Genomic DNA, 18,447 nt, shown 5'->3' with positions numbered 1-18,447 from the left:
ATGTGTAAAGGCAACACCCCCCCCCCAACGCGTCGCCACGCCCCCGCCGGCACGGTAATGAACGCATCGGCGCCGGTTGAATATTCGATGATCGACGGTGTATTCATCTTGAGTTTGTGCCGCTCGATATGGTCGCTTTTCATCCGCGAAAGGAAACGCACCAAGTACAACCCCGGTTCATCCAGCTTGACCACGTACTTGAGTTCGTAGGATTCGGACGGGCCGACATCCAGATAAGGAAACACCAGCAACGTCGAACTCATGCCGTCGTACCGCGCGCCGGCAATGTCCCAGGCGCGGCCATACACCGGCAGGCCCGCCTCGAAACGCTCAACTTTGACCACCGATAAAACCCGCCGATCCAGGTTCAGCCTGGCGATGTCATTGCCGCTGTTGGAGAGCGTGACGCCTATTTCCAACACACTCGCGCCGCCCTCGGCGGGCATCAAGTGGGTGGCCAGGGTTGCGCCCACATGGGCACTCAGCTCGGTCTTGATCTGCATTTCCTTGAGCAGCAGCGCACTCATCTGCGAGTCCTGCTTGACGTAGTAAGTCACCCATACGGTCCAGGCGGCCACGCACAACAAGGCGACCAGGGACGCCACGCTCGCAAACACACCCACCTTGATCTGCACCAGTTCCCAGTAGCCGCGCTGCAGGGATTTTTTTCTTGAAGGCGTACGATTCATACACAGGTTGCTCCTGAACAAAGCGAGCAAACCTACGGCAACCGCGTGCGTTCAAGCAATAAACCCTCGTGCTGGCTGGGCGTCGCTCTCGAACGAAAGGCCGCTCGGCTAGGCATACAGGGTGCCCACCGAGCAGGTTGCCGCACAGGGCGCCGACACTGGAAAAATTCGCCCCGCGTTGATCCCTGAAGCCCTGAATTGAAGGCTCCTACAGACAATCCAGAATCAAAAACGCAGCAAGCCACGGGCGCATTTCTATATAGTAACGCTTCGCATTAAGCGGTTTACCCACCGAAAGCGCGCCCTTCCTACAGGGCGCGTCATCGTTTAGAAGGATCTCTATGCAAGGCTTTACGCGCTTCTCCACACGCCTGTTCGGCGTGCTGGCTGTCATCTTCTGCGGGCTGTTCACAGCGCAGGCCCGCGCCGACTACACCGACCTGTCCCTGACCCACGAAAAAGATATCCAGGCCTACACGGTGAATGCCGACGGCAGCTTTGTGCTGGATGTCGAACGGGTGTTGCGAATCAACGAAGAACGCGCCATCAAACCCAATGCCCAGCGCTCGGTCACTTACAACCGCACCCTGGAAACCCTGGATATCGTCGACGCCTACACGTTGAAACCCGACGGGCGCAAAGTGGCGGTTACCAGCGACCAAATCAAGGAGCAGCAGGAAGCGGCATCAGCCAATGCACCGATGTTCCAGGACTCGCGGGTCAAGGTGGTGATATTCCCGGACCTGCAAGTGGGCGACCGCATGGTCCTGCACTACCAGCGCAAACGCACCACGCCGCTGTTCCCCGGGCACTTCGAAGACCTGTACGCGCCGGACTTCTACCAGTACGAGCAGATCCGCTTCAGCTACGACCTGCCTGCCGACATGCCGCTGCACGCCGATTTCCGGGGCTTCAAGGCGTCCGCGCCCGCCACAGCCAACGGGCGCACCGTCTACCGCTGGGACCTGGAACCGGCACAAAAAAATCGCGTGGAAGAGGGCTCCGTCGCCTACATCGACTACGGTCAGTACCTCGCCGTGTCGACTTTCGCCAGCTATAAGCAATTTGCCCAGGCATACGCGACCAGGGCGCAGGTACAGGTGACCCCCGCCCTCGAACAACTGGCCAGGGAGCTCACGGCCAACCTGCAGACACCGCGCAGCAAGGCGCTGGTATTGAGCGACTGGGTTCGCACCAATATTCGCTATGTCGCGGTGTACGTCGGCGCCGGCACCGTGGTGCCGCACTCGGCCCAGGCCGTGCTGGATAACCGCTACGGCGACTGCAAAGACCACGTCGCCCTGCTGGAAGCGCTGCTCAAGGCGGTCGCGATTGAAAGCTCGCCCGCCCTGATCAACCTTGGCAACGCCTATGAGCTGCCCAAGGTGCCGACCCTGGGCGTGCTCAACCACGCGATTACCTATGTGCCGAGCCTCGACCTGTACCTGGACTCGACCGCGACCCCCATCGCCGCTGGCTACCTGCCGATTCCGGAGCTGGGCAAACCGGTGGTATTGACCCAAAGCGGCGAGCTGGGCCACACCGCGTCCAACCAACAGGGCAAGGTCGACACCGCGATGCAGTTCAAGGTCGATGCACGTGGCGGCGCCGACTTCACCCACGCATCCACCGTGGAAGGCTGGGGCGCGGAATTCAACCGCTTCGTGTTCAAGGCCATGCAGCCTGCAGACCGCGATCAACTGGTGCAGAAAATCCTCAGCATGTACGGGCAATCCGGCAGCGGCGTGATCGAATACGATTCACTGGACGGCACTGCCAACCACTTCAAATCCACGATCAAGGGCCGCACCGATAACCTGGTCAACCTGCCCGGCCCCACGGGTGCACCAACCTTCACCAGCCTGGCCGGCGGCATTGCGCAGAACGTGTTTACCTTCATGGCCGAAAAGGAGCGCACCCAGGCCTTCACCTGCATCTCGGGTGAAATCTCGGAGCGGGCCCGCCTGGAATTCCCCGGCAAGGTGAAGATCCTGGCGGTGCCCAAAGCGGTGTCGCTGAAGCAAGCGGGCTTCGACTACCGCTCGACCTACGTGAAGAAAGCCAACACGGTGCTGATCACGCGTCGCTATGTGTTCGCCAAAGCCGACGCTCTGTGCACCCCACAGGATTTCGAAGCGATGAAGCCGGCCATCGAAAGCATGGTCAACGACCTGAAAAGCCAGGTCATCGTACACACGCAGTAACCCTCCAGACCTCGCGCGACAGGCTCAGACGCCTGCGCGCGAGGCTCACCGCGCCACCCCAATACTTAGAACTTTGCCTGCATGCCCACCCGCAGCGTACGCCCCGGTGCCGGCATGAAACTCTGCACCAGCGGGTCCAGGTAATAGCGGTCGGTCAGGTTCTGCAGCGACACGTTGAGGCTGGCGTGCTCCTTCACCTTGTAGTTCAGGAACAGGTCCACCAGGGCCACTTCGCGGTAGTTCAATTGCGGCGTAGTGGCACCGGTCTGCCATGGCTTGTCAACGCTGACGGTGGGGCCAGAGGTGTAGGTGAGCCGCGTACCCACGGTCAGGCTCTGCTCGAAGAACCGCAGGCCGGTGGTCAGGTTGCCCGCGAACCGAGGCGGGTTCTGAGTATTGGTATAGGACCCCATGAAGCTGCCGGGCGTGCAGTTTGGGGTCCCGCTCAGGTCCTGATACGGGTTGCTCGCCGCCCGCAAGGTGGCCGCAAATGCCGCGTCGCAGGTTTCGGTTTTCAGGTAGTAGGTGGAGGACAGATCGGCGAATACCCGCCCGGCATCGTAGTGGGCTTGCAGCTCCAGGCCGCTGGTCTTGTAGCTGTCGGTGTTGCTGAAGCGCATCAGGCCCATCAGGCCTGGGCTGGGGTCGTAGTAGCGGGTGATGTAATTTTTGATGGTGTTATTGAAGTAGGCGAGTTTGATTGCCGCCGTATCTTCATCGACCAACAGCCCCTTGCCCAGGGTGCTGGCGCCGATCTCCCAGTTGCTCGAACGCTCGGGTTTCAAGTTCTTGCCGGGCCTGGTCTGCAGCACACCCTGGCTGGTTTCAAACAGCGACGGCAAGCGCACGCCTTGGGTGTAGGAGGCGTAGATGAAGGTGTCTGGCAGCACTTCAACGTTGATACCCAGGGCCGGGGCAAAAGCGCCGCCGCTGTCGCTTTGCTTGCTGGAATAGCCGTAACCGGTGACCACCTCACCCACCTGGGGCGCGTAGACCGTCGAAGAGATCACACCAAAGTCGTTGTAGTTAACGCCCTCGAAGGGATAGTTGGTGTCCTGGAAGACGATGCCGTTGGTCAGACGCGGGTCCGTGGCGTCGGTGTATTGGCCGTTCTGGTCCGGGAACCAGAGCATGTTGCCGGACTGGCTGGCGTTGGAAACCCGCAGGTAGCGCAAGTCGCGCTCCTCCCTGCGCGCCGTGGCCCTGGCGACGTGATCCTTGCTGCGATAGTGCGTGTAGCGACCGCCACCCCATAACGTGACAGGCTCCACCGGCTTGTATTCCAGCTTGCCATTGACGCTGAACTCCTGCCGCGAGCCTTCACGCAACATACGGTTGGCGTTGATATCGTGCTGGGTGGTGACCACGCTTTTTTGTGGGCGCAGCTCTTCGAGCTGGAACGCGCTGCCCAGGTCCAGCTTCACGTCGCCATAGCCGGTCTGCCAGCGCGAGGTGTTGCTCAGGCCACCGCCGATGCGCTGGTCGGCCTGCCGACTCCAGGCGCGGTCGGAGCGATAAGCCTGGGACGCCGGCGCTCGTACCGAGGTGATCTGGCTGGTTTGCGCGTCGGTCATCCACAGGTCGGCGGTGAGATCCACCAACGGGTTGCCCGCGGGTTGGTAGGCGTAACGCGCGGTATACGTGTCGATCGTGGTGCGGCCCAAGGGGTACTGATAAATCCCGCCAGTGCCAAAGCGGAAGATATCCGATGGCATGATCTCGCCGATGCGCCCGTCGTAGCGGCGATAGCCCAGGTCGAGCGTATGGCCGTCCGCCGGCCTCAGGGTGGTCTTGAGCAGGAATGACTCGGTGTCTGAAGACGTGTTCAGCACCTCTTCCCCAGCGTTGTAGGTACTGGCTACGGTTCGCTCTTCGTAGCCGTCGCTGTCGTAGGTGCGGTAACGGTCCTGCCCCTTCTTGCCGGCGAAATAGTTACCCTGGTTGCGCTTGGCATAGGCCGCCACCAGATCAAAATGCTCATGGGAATAAGCGAACGCGGCACTCCCGGATTGCGCCTGCGAACCGAACAAACCAGCCCGGCGCTGGTGCGGTTCGGAGTCCAGGCTCTGGGTTTGGGAATGGGGGTCTCGGGAGGCCGGCGCGACGCCGTTGTTCCACACGTCACCCTTGAGGCGCAGGCCAATGTTCTGGCCGTCCTTGAGGATGTCATCGACGCTGAGGGTGCGCATCTTCACCGTACCGCCGATGGCGCTGGAGGTCAGGCTGGGGCCCTTGTCGATGGTGATGTCGCTGATCAGGTCCGGGTCGATGTAACTGCGCTGCTGCGTGCCGGCGTAACCGCGATAGACGTCCAGTGCCTGCTGCGAGCCATCAACCGTCACCGCCACCCGGCTTTGGCCCTGGATACCGCGGATGTTCACATCCAGGCCGCCGCCATTGCGACTGTCGCCGACCTGCACGCCGGGCTGCCCCTTGAGGACATCGCCCACCGAAACCACGCCAAACCGCTGCATCTCTTCACCGGAGATATACACCGACGAACGCGGCTCGCGGTACACCTGCGTCGCGTCCACATCTTCGCCCATCACCTGCTGTGTCGGCAGGAGGACGGCCTCCCGGCGCACGTGCAGAACATAGCTGCCGTCCGCCTGGCGCTGGTAATCCAGGCCTGTCCCGGAGAGCAACTGGGTCAGGCCCGCATCCGTATTGAAATCGCCCTGCAGGCCCTGGCTGTTTCTGCCGGCGGTGAGCAGCGAGTTGCCCGCCATGCTGATGCCCGCCTGCGTACCAAAGCGCGACAGCACTTGATCCAGCGGGCCGGCGCCGATGTTGTAAGGGCGCTCTCCAGCGGCAAACACCCAATCGCCACACAGCGCCTGAGCACCGAGAAACAGCAAACTGAACGTAGGGGTACGCAACACGCGAGCGGGGTCAATCATGCAAGGCTCCTAGGGATCGAAACCCACCTGCGCGGGTGGGCAATACCTAAAGGCCAAGCCAGAACGAAAAAACTATCGCGGCCCAGAAAAAAAATTTCATGCAGGCACCAGCGTCACCCAGTAGCGGGTTCTACGCTCGATACGCACGGGCAGGGTCTGGGTGACCAGGGCCAACGCCGCGTCGGTATCATCCAGCTGAAAACTCCCGGTTACCCGCAGGCCCGCCACCGCTTCAGTGCATCGCAGGAAACCTGGGCGATAGCGCGAGAGTTCCGCCAGTAATCGATCCAGGCGCATGCGCTCGGCGGGCAGGATGCCGCGCATCCAGGCTTGGGCCAATACCAGATCCACAGGGCTCGGACGCCCTGCCCCGCGATCATTGATCATCAGTTGCCAGCCCGCCTGCAACGGCACCGGGGTCGGCTGATGCCGCGCGCTGACCTGCACCCGCCCACGCAAGACCGTAACCCGCGTGCCCTGGCGATCATGACGCACCAGCAGGTTGGCGCCCTGGCTGTACAGCGTCGCGTCTGGAGTAAGCAATTGCAGCGATGCGGCCGTCTGCGGGGTATCCAGGGCCAGCTCGCCCTCGACCAGTTCCACGCTGCGCCGCCTTGCGTCAAGGTCGAGGTTGATCGCACTGGCGGTGTTCAACCACAACGAACTGCCGTCCGCCAGGGCCCAGTGCCGTCGCTCGCCAATACGCGTGCGATAGCTCGCCAACGCCGAACGCACTAACGTTGTGTCCGCGCCCTGCCACCCCACGCCGCCCAGCAGCCCCAATGCCAGCAGACACTTGAGCACCTGGCGCCGCCGCTGCTGATCGGCCCCGGCCGCTTGCAACGCACGGCGTGCAGCCGTATCGGCCAACAGATCGGCACCCGGCTGCAGCAGCAGCGGCAAGTCACTGACCCGCTGCCACGCGCGTTCGTGCTCGGCACTGGCCTGGCGCCAACGCGCCAACGCTTCACGATCCCCGGCCGTCATCAGCCCGGAGTGCGAGCGCACCAGCCAGTCGATGGCACTGTCGCGAATGTGAGGATCGATAGCCGCGCCACTCATTCGAACCGGCTCGCATAACAAACACTGAAGGCCTTGCCCATCGCCCGCTGCACCTGCGCCACCGTGAGGCTCAACTGCGCGCCGATCTGCGGGTAGGTCAGGCCATCGAGCTGGGATAAAAAGAAGATCTGCCGCACCCGCGGCGACAACCCGACCAGCAGCAAATCCAGCTGCAACAGCGTCTCGACCATCAGGTAGCGCGCCTCCGGCGAGGGCTCCTCGGCCATCGGCCGCGCTGCCAGCGCCTCCAGATAAGCCCGCTCGATCACCTGGCGGCGCCAACGATTAATCAACAAGCCATTGGCAATGGTGGCAAGAAAAGCCATGGGCTGGCGCAGCTCGCACACGTTTTCCTGGGTGCGCAACACCCGGATAAACGTGTCATGCGCCAGGTCTTCGGCATCCGCACTGTGCCCCAGCCGCCGATGCAACCACCCGCGAAGCCAGCCATGGTGATTGGCATACAGCTTGGCGACCGGCGAGGCGATGCTGTCGTCGTGCATAGGAGATCCGCATAAATGATAATGCTTCTCATCTTATGGGTGAGGCACGTGGGTTGTACAGGGGCTAAGGCGGGAAGATTGTTTCAGCGTGGCCAAATCCAGGGCAAAAAAAAGCCTGCATCGCTGCAGGCTTTTCTCTATCTGGCTCCACGACCTGGACTCGAACCAGGGACCCAATGATTAACAGTCATTTGCTCTACCAACTGAGCTATCGCGGAATGCGCCGTATGTTACTGATTGAAAAGGAGAAGTCAAGCTTTCTCTAGCATTTTGGGCGATTAAACCGGATGGCCGGTTGAAAGCTGATGTTCCTTGGCCAGCTCCAGCCAGGCTCGCGCCGCTGGGGGCAAGTGCGCGCTGGTGCGCCAGGCCAGTGCGATGTGCCAGTCGGTGTGGGGTTCGTCCAAGGGGATCAGGGCGATCTCGGCGTGTTGGTGCTTGCGCGCCAGCATGCGCGGGAGGAAGGCCACGCCCAGGCCGGCGGCAACCAGATCGACGATAAAATCGATCTGCCCGCTGCGGGCGGTGACGCGCGGGGTGACGCCTTTGCGCTCGCAGGCGGCGAGAATCTTGGCGTTCAGGGCAAAGCCGGCTTCGAACAGAATGAACGGTGAATCCGCCAGGTCAGTGAAGTCGATACGCTTGCGTCGGGCCAGCGGGTGGCTTCTGGGCAGGACGGCCATCAGTGGCTCATTGCGCACGGGCTGGTAGTCAAAGTCTTCGTCCACGGGCAGCAACAGGGCGGCGAGGTCGACCTCCCCGGCTTCCAGGCACTCACGCAGTTTTTTACTGCCGTATTCGGTGAGTTCAATGTCGATGTCGGGATAGCGGGCGCGGTAGGTGGCGAACATGGTCGCAAACAGCACGCCGCAGCCTACCGGTGGCAGGCCGATGCGCAATACGCCACGCTTGAGGCCGCGCAGCTCATTGATTTCGGCCACCAGGTCATGGTGCTCAGCGAGCATCACCAACGCCCGGCGGTAGGCGATTTCGCCAGCGGCGGTCAGTTCGTTCTTATGACCAAGGCGATTAAGCAGCGGCGTGCCGTACTCTTCCTCCAAGGTCTTGACCGCCTTGCTCACCGAGGATTGGGTCAAGGACACCACCTGGGCCGCCTGGGAGAAGCCGCCCTGACGCACCACTTCGACAAACGCCTGCAACGTCCTGAGGTTCATCAGTATTCCTTTAGCGACTGGCAGCTAGTGATAAAAGTTGTTTTTATCATGCCAGACATTTGCCTATTCTCAACTCACTTTGCCCTGTGGAGACACCCTTGATGATCATCTCGTCCGCGTCCGATTACCGCGCAGCCGCCAAGCGCAAGCTGCCGCGCTTTCTGTTCGACTACATCGACGGCGGCGCCTACGCCGAGCACACGATGCGCGCGAACAGTTCGGACCTGGCCGAGATCAGCCTGCGCCAACGCGTCCTGCGCAACGTCGACAACCTCAGTCTGAGCACGAGCCTGTTCGGCCAGGAACTGGCGATGCCGGTGATCCTCAGCCCCGTTGGCCTGACCGGCATGTACGCGCGGCGCGGTGAGGTGCAGGCGGCGAAAGCGGCGGCGAACAAGAGCATCCCTTTTTGCCTGTCGACGGTGTCGGTGTGTTCGATTGAGGAAGTGGCCGCCCAGAGCCCGCAGTCGATCTGGTTCCAGCTGTACGTGCTCAAGGACCGTGGTTTTATGCGCAATGCGCTGGAGCGGGCCCAGGCCGCCGGGGTGACCACCCTGGTGTTCACCGTGGATATGCCAACGCCAGGCGCGCGCTACCGTGACGCCCACTCGGGCATGTCGGGCCCGTTTGCCGCACAGCGGCGCATGCTGCAAGCCGTGACCAAACCGCAATGGGCCTTCGATGTGGGCCTGATGGGCCGCCCGCACGACCTGGGCAATATCTCCAAATACCTCGGCAAACCCACGCACCTCGAAGATTACATCGGCTGGCTGGCCAGCAACTTCGACCCCTCCATCAGTTGGAAAGACCTGGAGTGGATCCGTGAATTCTGGAAAGGCCCGATGATCATCAAAGGCATCCTCGACCCGCAGGATGCCAAGGACGCGGTGAGCTTCGGCGCCGACGGCATCGTGGTGTCCAACCATGGCGGCCGACAGTTGGATGGCGTGCTGTCCACCGCCAGGGCGCTGCCGCCAATTGCCGATGTGGTGGGCGATGACCTGACGGTGCTGGTGGACTCCGGCATCCGTTCCGGGCTGGATGTGGTGCGCATGCTCGCCCTGGGCGCCAAGGCGTGCCTGCTCGGGCGCGCAACCGCGTATGCACTGGCCGCCGATGGCCAGCACGGGGTGGAAAACCTGTTGGATATCTTCGCCAAGGAAATGCGCGTGGCGATGACGCTGACCGGCGTCACGGCAATTGACCAGATTGACCACAGCACCTTGGTTCAAACAGCCAAATAACCGGCGTCATACTTCAATGGCTGTGGTTGAGTTCAAAAATGGCCATTGATTTATAAGGCGTTTTATAAAGTTGAAGCAAATGGCATGAATCTCGCTCTAACCTTTTCAAACAGGTTTAAACGATGACAAGACGTGCGGCTGTGCCGAGGGGTTATAACCTACGGTAAAGCGGTCTAAACTGTTTCCAATGTTTTACGGAACTGAAGGAACAGTAAGACGCATGGCATTCGCCACTCTCATCGAGCCTGTAAGACAGTTAAAAGCTTAGAGGCCGATTGCTTATGAAAACACCAACCCAGACCAACGCAATCGACTTCGACAGGGCCAAATTGCAACGCCTGGGCTTTGGTCAACCATCGCTCCTCCCCCGCCGCCCCACCACCGTCACCCAACTTCGCCAGCAACTGGGCCTGCAACTGCAGACCAGTCTGGAACCGGAGCGCATCCTCGGCGTGTTCTTCCGCGAGATTCAGCGCCTGGTGCCTTTGGACGCCCTGCAATATCGTCACGAGGCCAGTGACCTGCGCCTGGAGTTCGGCCACCGCGGCCACCATTCGGTCAGCTACAGCCTGAGCCACGAAGGCGAACACCTGGGCGAGCTGATCTTCCGCCGCAACCAGCGCCTGATGGAAGAAGAACTCGGCCAACTCGAATCACTGCTGGCGACCCTGCTCTACCCGATGCGCAACGCCCTGCTCTACCGCGCCGCCACCCGCAGCGCCCTGCGCGACCCGCTGACCGACACGGGCAACCGCATTGCCATGGACCAGACCCTGCAACGGGAAATCGACATGGCGCGCCGTCACTTGCAACCACTGTCCTTGCTGATGCTGGACATCGACCACTTTAAAGTCATCAACGATACCCATGGCCACACCGCAGGCGACAGCGTGCTGCGCGCGGTCGCCGGGGCGATCAAGAGCCAGTTGCGTAACGTGGACATGGTGTTCCGGTTCGGCGGGGAAGAGTTTCTGATCCTGCTGTCCAACACCGGCCGGGAGGCGGCGGCGATGGTCGGCGAACGCCTGCGCCGGGCGGCACAGGCCCAGGATTACTGGGCGGACGGTGCACGAATCGAACTGACGGTGAGCCTGGGCTGCTCGACCTTACTGGCCGCCGAGTCTGCCGAAAGCCTGCTGCGCCGCGCGGACAATGCCTTGTACGTCGCCAAGCGCGAAGGCCGAAATCGCCTGGCGATGGCGGGGTAAACACACGGTCGTTGTGGCACAGCGGGGCTTGTTGTGGAACAGCCGGGCTTGTGTGGCACAGCCGAGCTTGATGTGGCACAGCTAGGCTTGTTGTGGCGAGCGGGCTTGCCCGCGTTGGACTGCGTAGCAGTCCCATTTCTGGGGCCGCTACGCGCCCCAACGCGGGCAAGCCCGCTCGCCACACAGGCTCGCTCGCCACACAAGCCCTTTTGTCACACAAGCTCGTTTGTCACATAAGCCCGTTTGTTACATGAGACTGTTTGTCACAACAAGCCCACTTGTCACTGGGGTTACATCAGGCCTCGCTGGCGACGCGTGCCTGGCGCTCGCGCACTGCTGCGGGCGCTTTTTCCTTCTCCAGGCGCATGCAACTTTCCAGGAACAGGTACATGTAGTCGTAGCTCTTGCACACGGCCTGGCGCAGTTCCACCTGAAGGGCCTTGCTGGGGTTCATCCCCGCCAGGGTGCAGATGATTTCCAATGCTTCCCACGGGTGGGCGTCATCGTACTGGGCATGCATCTTGAGCCACTTCATCGCGCGCTTGCGGTCTTCCTCCGGGAAGGCTGCCGCGTAGACACCGGTGGAACACACCACGGCGGACCACTCCCCGGTCGCGCCCTCGATGGCATAGTTGGTCGCGGCAATAGCCACGATCAACGAATCGGACGAGCTTGTATGCCAGCACCAATGGCTCAGAGCGTGCAACTCCGGCGGTACGTTCTGCGCCTGCAACTCTTCCAGGCTGACGCCGTGGGCGCGGGCCCAATGCACCCAATAGTCAGCGTGGTTCAGTTCCACACGAATATTGCGCATCAGCCAACGCCGCGCCATGTCCTCCCCAGGATGGCGGGCAAATTTGGTTTTGGTGAGGTTCTGTGCCATGTACAAGGCAAACTGCTCCACCACGGGCCAGCCACCGATCAGGTAGTGGCGCAGGGTCTTGGCGCTGAGCGTGTTATCGCGCATGCGCTGGTACAGTTCGTGTTCGACAACGCGCCGCTTGCTCTCGCTACAGTCCTGGATCAATTGCTGCGCCCAGGCGGGGTAACTCGAGGCTTCCATAAGCGGGCCGGTTCTGTTGAATGTGTCGATCACTGTTGGGCTCCTTTTCAAGTGTGATTTACAGACCAGCAAATGTTTCAGCGGAATGTGCCGGGCGCCTTGAATAACAGAGGCTGCGGCCGCACAGGTCGACACTGCAAGCTATCAAAGGTAAACAATTGCGGTCGTTCAATCAGGTAACCCTGAGCGTAATCCACACCGATCTCGAGCAATGCCTGTTCGATCTGCGGTGTCTCGACAAACTCTGCAATTGTGCGCTTACCCATGACGTGGCCAATGTGATTGATCACTTCAACCATCGCGCGGTTAATCGGGTCGTCCAGCATATCCTTTACGAAACTTCCATCGATCTTCAGGAAGTCTACAGGTAAATGTTTGAGATAAGCGAACGAGGACATTCCGGCACAAAAGTCATCCAGCGAAAAATGGCAGCCTAACGCTTTGAGTTCATTGATAAAGCGAATGGCACTGCCCAAGTTTGCAATAGCGCTGGTTTCGGTGATTTCAAAACAGATCATTCTGGGTGGAATACTGTAAGTGTGAAATTTCTCACGCAGGAATCCAAGAAAGTCAGCATCACCAATAGTGATGCCCGACAGATTAATCGCACACATCGCCATCGGGCGGCCGGGACGCTCCTGCAGGCACCGGGCGATAAGCTTGAACACGTTTTCCACCACCCAGCGGTCCAGCGAGGTCATCAGACCGTAGCGTTCGGCCGCCGGGATAAAGCTGTCGGGCAGGATGATGCGACCGGCCTCATCATGCAGGCGCAGCAGGATTTCAATGTGGCCATCGCCGCCATCGGTATGCCCCAACGGTGAAATTTCCTGGGCGTACAGGCAAAACCGGTTCTCTTCCAGGGCCATGTGCAGGCGTTGCACCCAAGCCATTTCGCCGAAGCGCAGGGACAATTCCGAGTCATCGGCGTGGTAGACCTGAACGCGGTTACGGCCTTTTTCCTTGGCCATGTAGCAGGCCATATCGGCCGCACGCAGTGAGGTTTCAAGGGTGGTCGGGGTGTTCGAGATATGCACCAGGCCGATGCTCACCGTGGTCATGAACGGCCGGCCCTTCCACACAAAATGCAGGTTTTGCACGGTATGGCGCAGGCTCTCGGCGATCTTTTCCGCCACCGGCGCCGGGCAGTTTTCCAGCAGGATGCCGAACTCGTCGCCCCCCAGGCGCGCGAGGGTGTCGCCCTCACGCAGGTCCGATTGCAGCAGCGCGCAGATATGCCGCAGCAATTCGTCTCCCGCCGCGTGGCCGCAGGTGTCGTTCACCAGCTTGAACTGGTCAAGGTCCAGAAACATCAGCGCATGCCGCCCGCTTTGCGCGCCCCCTGCCGGGTGCAGCACCTGCTCCAGGCGGTATTCGAATTCGCGACGGTTGGCCAGGCCGGTCAGGGCGTCGTGGGTCGCCTGCCACGACAGGTTGGCAATATATTGGCGCTCCTGAGTCATATCGTGCAGCACCAGCACGGCCCCCGTGACCTTGCCGGCGCTGCGGATCGGCGCCCCCACCAGGGTCACCGACACCGTGCTGCCATCGAGGCGCTGGATGGTTTTCGAATGCTCGCTGCCGCCACTGAGCTGGCCCTTGACGATATGTTCGATCAGGGTGAAGCCGTCGGGTTGGGCATTGTCATCCAGCAACTTGAACAACGCCGCCAGCGGCAGCCCTTGGGCCTGGGCCGACCGCCAATGGGTGAGCGCCTCGGCGGCCGGGTTCATGTAGCTGATCGCGCCGTCGACGTCAGTGGTGATCACCCCGTCGCCAATCGACTCCAGAGTGATCTGCGCCCGCTCCCTCTCTTCTTGCAGGGCATCGGCGAATGCATGGCGCTGGGTCAGCAGCTTATGGGTACGCAACAGCGCCAGCACGATCAGGCCCAGGGCGGTCGCCAGGTTGGTGATCAACAGCAGCCGCAGGATCATGCGCGAGCCTTCGCCCAAGGCATCGCTGAACGCCTTGGCGGCGGGTGTTACGCCGTCGTTGATCGCGATGATATGCGCCTTCCATTGGCGTACATCATTGGCGTTGACGCGGTCGGCGTGGATCGCCTGGTGCATCTCCTGGGCCAGGTCATGCAGCTGCACCAGGTAGCCATCGCCCACGGTCCACAGCTCGATGGCCTTTTCCAGGTAGCTGAAATGGCGAAAATTGAGGTACAGCCAGATCAGGCTGGAGACGTCATCCGGGTGGTTGCCGCCCTTGAGGATGCCTTGGCGAGCCGCCTTCAGATCGGGGGTCGAGCGGTCCAGGGCCACGCGCAATTCATGCCCGCCCTGGGGCACGGCAATGGCTTGCTGGTATTTGAGGTAGGTGGTTTCGTCGCGGTTATCGGCGTACAGCGTCAGGTAGTAGATGGCGTCTTTCTGGCCCTTGGACCACAGGCTCTCGCCTGCCACGTAGCCGCGCACGGCTGAAAGCACGTAGAGACTCATACACCCCAAAAATGCCTGGAACAGCACCACGGCGATAAAGGGCCACACAATGCCCAGCAGCCTGGGCGTTCCGAGAGTCCGCTTTTGCTTCATGAAGTCCCTTGCACATGCACTGCTGAATACGCACGCGAAAATCCGCTTCCTGAGCCAGTCTGAATCAACGCACCTGTTGCAAGTGTCCATACAGTTTGGCGTACAGGCCGCCATCAGCAATCAGCTGCTGATGGTCACCATCCTCAGCAATGTGACCGCCGTCAAACACTAACACTCGATCCGCTTGCTTAACCGCCGACAAACGGTGAGCAATGATCAGTGTAGTACGCCCGCTGAGAAACCGCGCCAGCGCCTGGTGCAGGTTGTACTCCGTCGCAGCGTCCAGGGCGGAGGTCGCTTCATCGAGGATCACCACTTTCGGCTCGGCCAGCACCATGCGTGCTATTGCCAGGCGCTGGCGCTGCCCGCCCGAAAACCGCACGCCGGAACGCCCGACCACACTGTCCAACCCCAATGGCAGCGCTTTGACGGTAGCATCGAGCTGGGCAATTTCCAGTGCCTGCCAGCAGGCCTGGTCACTGCGCTCACGGCCCATGGTCAGGTTGGCGCGCACGGTGTCGTTGAACAGCGCCGGGTGCTGCAGCACCACGGCTACATGCTCGCGAATCGTCTCCAGACCGATGGCCTGTTGGCTGGCGCCGCCAAAACGGATACTGCCGGCCTGCGGCGTATACAGGCCGAGCAACAGTTGCACCAGGGTGCTTTTGCCGCCGCCGCTGGCGCCGACAATCGCCACTTTTTCACCGGGAGCGATGGTCAGGTTCAATTGGTTGAGCACCAGGTCTTCGCCATAGCCGAAGTCGAGGCCGCGCACCTCGATGCCCACGGTTTCGCGCCCGGTGAACGGGTCTTCGCCGCCGGCGTACTGCGGCTCGTCCGCACGCGCCAGCAGCTGGTTGATCCGCGTCAGCGCCCCGCCCGCCGCGTAGTAGGCGTATTGCAAGTTGAGCAGTTGCTCCACCGGGCCGATCATGAACCACAGGTAGCTGAACACCGCGAGCATCTGGCCGATGGACAGGTCGGAAAACAGCACGGTGAGCATCGCCGCCGCGCGAAAAATGTCGATACCGAACTGGAACAGCAAGCCACTGGCGCGGCTGGAGGCGTCGGTTTTCCATTGGGAGTGGATGGCGTAGTCGCGCACTTCCTGGGCGCGCTGCCCCAGACGCCCGAGGAAAAAGCCCTGGCGGTTACCGGCGCGCACTTCCTGGATCGCGTCGAGGGTTTCGGTCAGCGCCTGGGTGAAGCGCGAGGTGCTGTCGTTTTCGAGTTTCTTGAGGTGTTTGACGCGCTTGCCCAACTGCACCGTGGCATAGATCACCAACGGGTTGAACAGCAGGATCAGCAACGCCAGTTGCCAGTGCATCCACACCAGGATCGCCGAGGTACCGAGCAGGGTAAGCATGGCCACCAAAAAGCGGCTGAGGGTCTCGCCGACGAATTTATCCAGGGTATCCAGGTCGGTCACCAGGTGCGTGGTGACCGTACCGCTGCCCAGGCTTTCGTACTCCCCCAGGGAAATGCGCTTGAGGCGCTCGATCAGGCGCACACGGATGCGATACACAATGTCCTTGGCCAGCCGCGCAAACAGACGCGCCTGCACCACGTTGAACACCAGGGCGCCGCAGCGCAGGCACAAGGTCACCAGCAGCATCAGGCCGATATAGCCGGCGGCTTTCTGCCAGCCCAGCGGCAACGCGTGGTTCATCACCTTGAGCGCCGCATCGCCATGGCCCAGCAGCACTTCGTCCACCAGCAGCGGCAACAGCAAGGGGATGGGCACGCTGCACAGGGTCGCCAGCACGGCAACGCCATTGGCGATCCACAGGGACTTTTTATGCCGCAGGGCCAGGCGGCGGATTTCCGCCCAGGTCAGTCGGTCAGTGCGTTGAGCGGGTTCATGCACAGGTTGCTCGCTCCAGCCAACGGGCAAGCAACGGCGACAATTCCGCTAACGGCTGATAGCCATTGGTCAGCAGCGCCAACTGGCCATTGCGCTCGGCCAGGAGCGTCGGGAAACCGGCGATGCCCAGATCCTGCACCCAGGTGAAGTCGGCAGCCGTCGCGGCGTGCTGCTCGGCGCGGTCGAATGCGCCGGCAAACTCGATGCGCGGGATGCCCGCCTGTTCCGCCAACTCCACCAGCACGCTGGCAAGGGTCACATCGCGCCCCTCGACATAAAACGCACGCTGGATCAGCCCCAGCAGCGTCCAGGCGCAATCGGGCGCCAGGCTGCGGGCGGTGACGATGGCGCGGCACGCGGGCTCGGTGTCATAGACAAAGCCGTCGGGCAAGGCGCCGTCGCGCTTGAACGGCTGGCCGGTGGCGTCGGTGACCGCCTGCCAGTGCTCCATGATGTAGCGCCGGGTGGTGGGCTCCAGCGCCGCGCCGCTGCCGGTGCGTAGCCCGCCCACCACCAGGTGCAACTCCACGCCGGCCGCCTGGGCCTGCTCCACCAACGCCTCGGCCACCGGGGCAAAGCCCCAGCACCAGGAACACATCGGGTCCATTACATAGAGCAGGCGCGCGGACATGGGCTCAAGCCTCGGAAGGAGTTTGCTTATAGTTGAAGCCAATCGGGTGCGGCATATTGCGGGCCTTGGCCAGTTCGATCTGCTTCTGGCGGTCAATCGCGCTGCGACGGGTCTTCTCCGGCAGCTTATCCCAGCAATGCGGGCAACTGATGCCAGCCACGTAGTGCTCGGACGCGCGGTCTTCTACGCTTACCGGCGTGCGGCAGGCATGACATTGATCGTAGTCGCCTTCGCTCAAATCGTGGCGCACGGTCACGCGATTGTCGAACACAAAGCAGTCGCCCTGCCATTTGGTCTCGGCCTGCGGCACCTCTTCGAGGTACTTGAGGATGCCACCCTTGAGGTGATAAACCTCATCGAAACCCTCGCTGAGCATATAGCTCGAGGCTTTCTCGCAACGAATGCCGCCGGTGCAGAACATGGCGACTTTCTTGTGCTTGGCCGGGTCGAAGTTGGCTTTGATGTAGTCGGGAAATTCGCGAAAACTGGTGGTTTTCGGGTCGATTGCACCTTCAAAGGTGCCGATCGATACTTCGTAATCGTTGCGGGTGTCGATCAACAGCACTTCCGGGTCGCTGATCAGCGCGTTCCAGTCCTGCGGGTCAACGTAGGTGCCGACTTTTTTGTTCGGATCGACGCCTTCGACGCCCAGGGTCACGATCTCTTTCTTGAGCTTGACCTTGGTGCGGTAGAACGGCTGGTCGTCGCAGTACGACTCTTTGTGGTCGATGTCGACCATGCGCGGGTCGTTCTTCAGCCAGGCCATCAGGCCATCGATGCCTTCGCGGCTGCCGGAAACGGTGCCGTTGATGCCTTCTTCGGCGATCAGCAAGGTGCCTTTGATGCCGTTGTCGACCATCGCCTGCAGCAGTGGCTCGCGCAGGGCGACGTAATCTTCGAGGGTGACGAACTTATACAGTGCCGCCACGACAATCGGTTGAGTCATGGGTGTTCTCTCCAGGTGGCTACCCTCGTAAGGGGTGAACCGGATGCAAAAAAAACGCGCCGGCTAAGCGGCGCGTTGCGGATTCTAGCAAATGCGGGGTTTTAGAAACACCCGCGTATCAGCTATGCCCGCCGGCGCAGGTCGGCGAGGCCGGGGCTGCGTCGATTTTCGCCCATTCTTCAGGCGTGTAGGTATGCAGCGCCAGCGCATGAAATTCGCTCATCAGGTCACCCAGGGTGGCGTAGACCTTCTGGTGGCGCTTGACCCGGTTGAGCCCTTCGAACTGCGGGCTGACCAGCACGGCCTTGAAGTGGGTCTGCAACCCACGGCTGTGCATATGGCTTTCATCCAGCACGCTCAAGTGCTCCGGGCTCAGGGCGGCAAGCGCCGTTTCGATACGCTGTTGCATGGTCATTCC

At 61.4% G+C, this 18,447-nt stretch carries 14 protein-coding genes and 1 tRNA gene; 3 read left to right on the top strand and 12 right to left on the bottom strand.

What is annotated here, in order from left to right:
* Positions 1-689 (bottom strand): hypothetical protein (locus GIW02_RS19770; RefSeq protein ID WP_236421993.1); only part of this gene is annotated, 689 nt, incomplete at its 3' end.
* 341 nt (positions 690-1,030) lie between these two features.
* Here GIW02_RS19770 and GIW02_RS19765 point away from each other — a divergent pair.
* The gene (locus GIW02_RS19765; RefSeq protein WP_236421991.1) at positions 1,031-2,893 is read left to right on the top strand and encodes a DUF3857 and transglutaminase domain-containing protein; all 1,863 of its coding nucleotides are present in this window, start codon (positions 1,031-1,033) and stop codon (positions 2,891-2,893) included.
* Positions 2,894-2,958: 65 nt separating this feature from the next.
* Here the strand turns inward: GIW02_RS19765 and GIW02_RS19760 are convergent, their stop codons facing one another.
* The 5 genes from GIW02_RS19760 to GIW02_RS19740 form a co-directional block, all read right to left on the bottom strand.
* On the bottom strand, positions 2,959-5,793 hold the full coding sequence (locus GIW02_RS19760; protein ID WP_236419405.1) for a TonB-dependent receptor: 2,835 nt from the start codon (positions 5,791-5,793) through the stop codon (positions 2,959-2,961).
* Positions 5,794-5,889: 96 nt separating this feature from the next.
* A complete protein-coding gene (locus GIW02_RS19755; RefSeq protein ID WP_236421990.1) occupies positions 5,890-6,855 on the bottom strand; it encodes a FecR domain-containing protein in 966 nt (321 codons plus the stop codon).
* Entirely contained in the window at positions 6,852-7,358 is a 507-nt protein-coding gene (locus tag GIW02_RS19750; RefSeq protein WP_236419610.1) for a sigma-70 family RNA polymerase sigma factor, read from the bottom strand. Before GIW02_RS19750 ends, GIW02_RS19755 begins: the two co-directional genes overlap by 4 nt.
* A 142-nt stretch (positions 7,359-7,500) precedes the next feature.
* Positions 7,501-7,576, bottom strand: a tRNA-Asn gene (locus GIW02_RS19745).
* A 60-nt stretch (positions 7,577-7,636) separates the two neighbouring features.
* Entirely contained in the window at positions 7,637-8,533 is an 897-nt protein-coding gene (locus tag GIW02_RS19740; protein WP_236419608.1) for a LysR family transcriptional regulator, read from the bottom strand.
* Between the two features lie 101 nt (positions 8,534-8,634).
* Between GIW02_RS19740 and lldD the strand changes: the two genes are divergently transcribed.
* On the top strand, positions 8,635-9,777 hold the full coding sequence (lldD, locus tag GIW02_RS19735; protein ID WP_236419606.1) for an FMN-dependent L-lactate dehydrogenase LldD: 1,143 nt from the start codon (positions 8,635-8,637) through the stop codon (positions 9,775-9,777).
* A 281-nt stretch (positions 9,778-10,058) separates the two neighbouring features.
* The gene (locus tag GIW02_RS19730; RefSeq protein WP_236419603.1) at positions 10,059-10,985 is read left to right on the top strand and encodes a GGDEF domain-containing protein; all 927 of its coding nucleotides are present in this window, start codon (positions 10,059-10,061) and stop codon (positions 10,983-10,985) included.
* 295 nt (positions 10,986-11,280) lie between these two features.
* Here GIW02_RS19730 and GIW02_RS19725 read toward each other — a convergent pair whose 3' ends face one another.
* From GIW02_RS19725 to GIW02_RS19700, 6 genes are all read right to left on the bottom strand, one after another.
* Complete coding sequence (locus GIW02_RS19725) at positions 11,281-12,048, bottom strand: thiaminase II/PqqC family protein (protein WP_268935513.1); 768 nt, start codon at positions 12,046-12,048, stop codon at positions 11,281-11,283.
* A 77-nt stretch (positions 12,049-12,125) separates the two neighbouring features.
* A complete protein-coding gene (locus GIW02_RS19720; protein ID WP_236418229.1) occupies positions 12,126-14,588 on the bottom strand; it encodes an EAL domain-containing protein in 2,463 nt (820 codons plus the stop codon).
* A 64-nt stretch (positions 14,589-14,652) separates the two neighbouring features.
* The gene (locus tag GIW02_RS19715) at positions 14,653-16,455 is read right to left on the bottom strand and encodes an ABC transporter ATP-binding protein (RefSeq protein ID WP_236418231.1); all 1,803 of its coding nucleotides are present in this window, start codon (positions 16,453-16,455) and stop codon (positions 14,653-14,655) included.
* Positions 16,448-17,050, bottom strand: a complete 603-nt coding sequence (locus tag GIW02_RS19710; RefSeq protein WP_236418236.1) for a DsbA family protein — start codon at positions 17,048-17,050, stop codon at positions 16,448-16,450. Before GIW02_RS19710 ends, GIW02_RS19715 begins: the two co-directional genes overlap by 8 nt.
* 37 nt (positions 17,051-17,087) lie before the next feature.
* Positions 17,088-18,029: an oxygen-dependent tRNA uridine(34) hydroxylase TrhO gene (trhO, locus tag GIW02_RS19705; RefSeq protein ID WP_033900937.1), complete on the bottom strand. Its 942-nt coding sequence runs from the start codon at positions 18,027-18,029 to the stop codon at positions 17,088-17,090.
* Between the two features lie 118 nt (positions 18,030-18,147).
* Complete coding sequence (locus GIW02_RS19700; RefSeq protein WP_236418232.1) at positions 18,148-18,444, bottom strand: BolA family protein; 297 nt, start codon at positions 18,442-18,444, stop codon at positions 18,148-18,150.
* Positions 18,445-18,447 lie beyond the last annotated feature (3 nt).

It is taken from the genome of Pseudomonas syringae, assembly GCF_021606685.1.
In the GTDB taxonomy this organism is placed as follows: Bacteria; Pseudomonadota; Gammaproteobacteria; order Pseudomonadales; family Pseudomonadaceae; genus Aquipseudomonas; species Aquipseudomonas syringae_R.
This window is presented reverse-complemented; position numbering and strand designations above follow the sequence as displayed.

What these genes read in the sequence shown, in the direction of transcription:
- GIW02_RS19760 (WP_236419405.1), bottom strand. Translation starts at nt 5,793, where the DNA reads ATGATTGACCCCGCTCGCGTGTTGCGTACCCCTACGTTCAGTTTGCTG.
- GIW02_RS19740 (WP_236419608.1), bottom strand. Translation starts at nt 8,533, where the DNA reads ATGAACCTCAGGACGTTGCAGGCGTTTGTCGAAGTGGTGCGTCAGGGC.
- trhO (WP_033900937.1), bottom strand. Translation starts at nt 18,029, where the DNA reads ATGACTCAACCGATTGTCGTGGCGGCACTGTATAAGTTCGTCACCCTC.
- GIW02_RS19765 (WP_236421991.1), top strand. Translation starts at nt 1,031, where the DNA reads ATGCAAGGCTTTACGCGCTTCTCCACACGCCTGTTCGGCGTGCTGGCT.
- GIW02_RS19720 (WP_236418229.1), bottom strand. Translation starts at nt 14,588, where the DNA reads ATGAAGCAAAAGCGGACTCTCGGAACGCCCAGGCTGCTGGGCATTGTG.
- GIW02_RS19725 (WP_268935513.1), bottom strand. Translation starts at nt 12,048, where the DNA reads ATGGAAGCCTCGAGTTACCCCGCCTGGGCGCAGCAATTGATCCAGGAC.
- GIW02_RS19730 (WP_236419603.1), top strand. Translation starts at nt 10,059, where the DNA reads ATGAAAACACCAACCCAGACCAACGCAATCGACTTCGACAGGGCCAAA.
- GIW02_RS19710 (WP_236418236.1), bottom strand. Translation starts at nt 17,050, where the DNA reads ATGTGTTCCTGGTGCTGGGGCTTTGCCCCGGTGGCCGAGGCGTTGGTG.
- GIW02_RS19755 (WP_236421990.1), bottom strand. Translation starts at nt 6,855, where the DNA reads ATGAGTGGCGCGGCTATCGATCCTCACATTCGCGACAGTGCCATCGAC.
- GIW02_RS19750 (WP_236419610.1), bottom strand. Translation starts at nt 7,358, where the DNA reads ATGCACGACGACAGCATCGCCTCGCCGGTCGCCAAGCTGTATGCCAAT.
- lldD (WP_236419606.1), top strand. Translation starts at nt 8,635, where the DNA reads ATGATCATCTCGTCCGCGTCCGATTACCGCGCAGCCGCCAAGCGCAAG.
- GIW02_RS19700 (WP_236418232.1), bottom strand. Translation starts at nt 18,444, where the DNA reads ATGACCATGCAACAGCGTATCGAAACGGCGCTTGCCGCCCTGAGCCCG.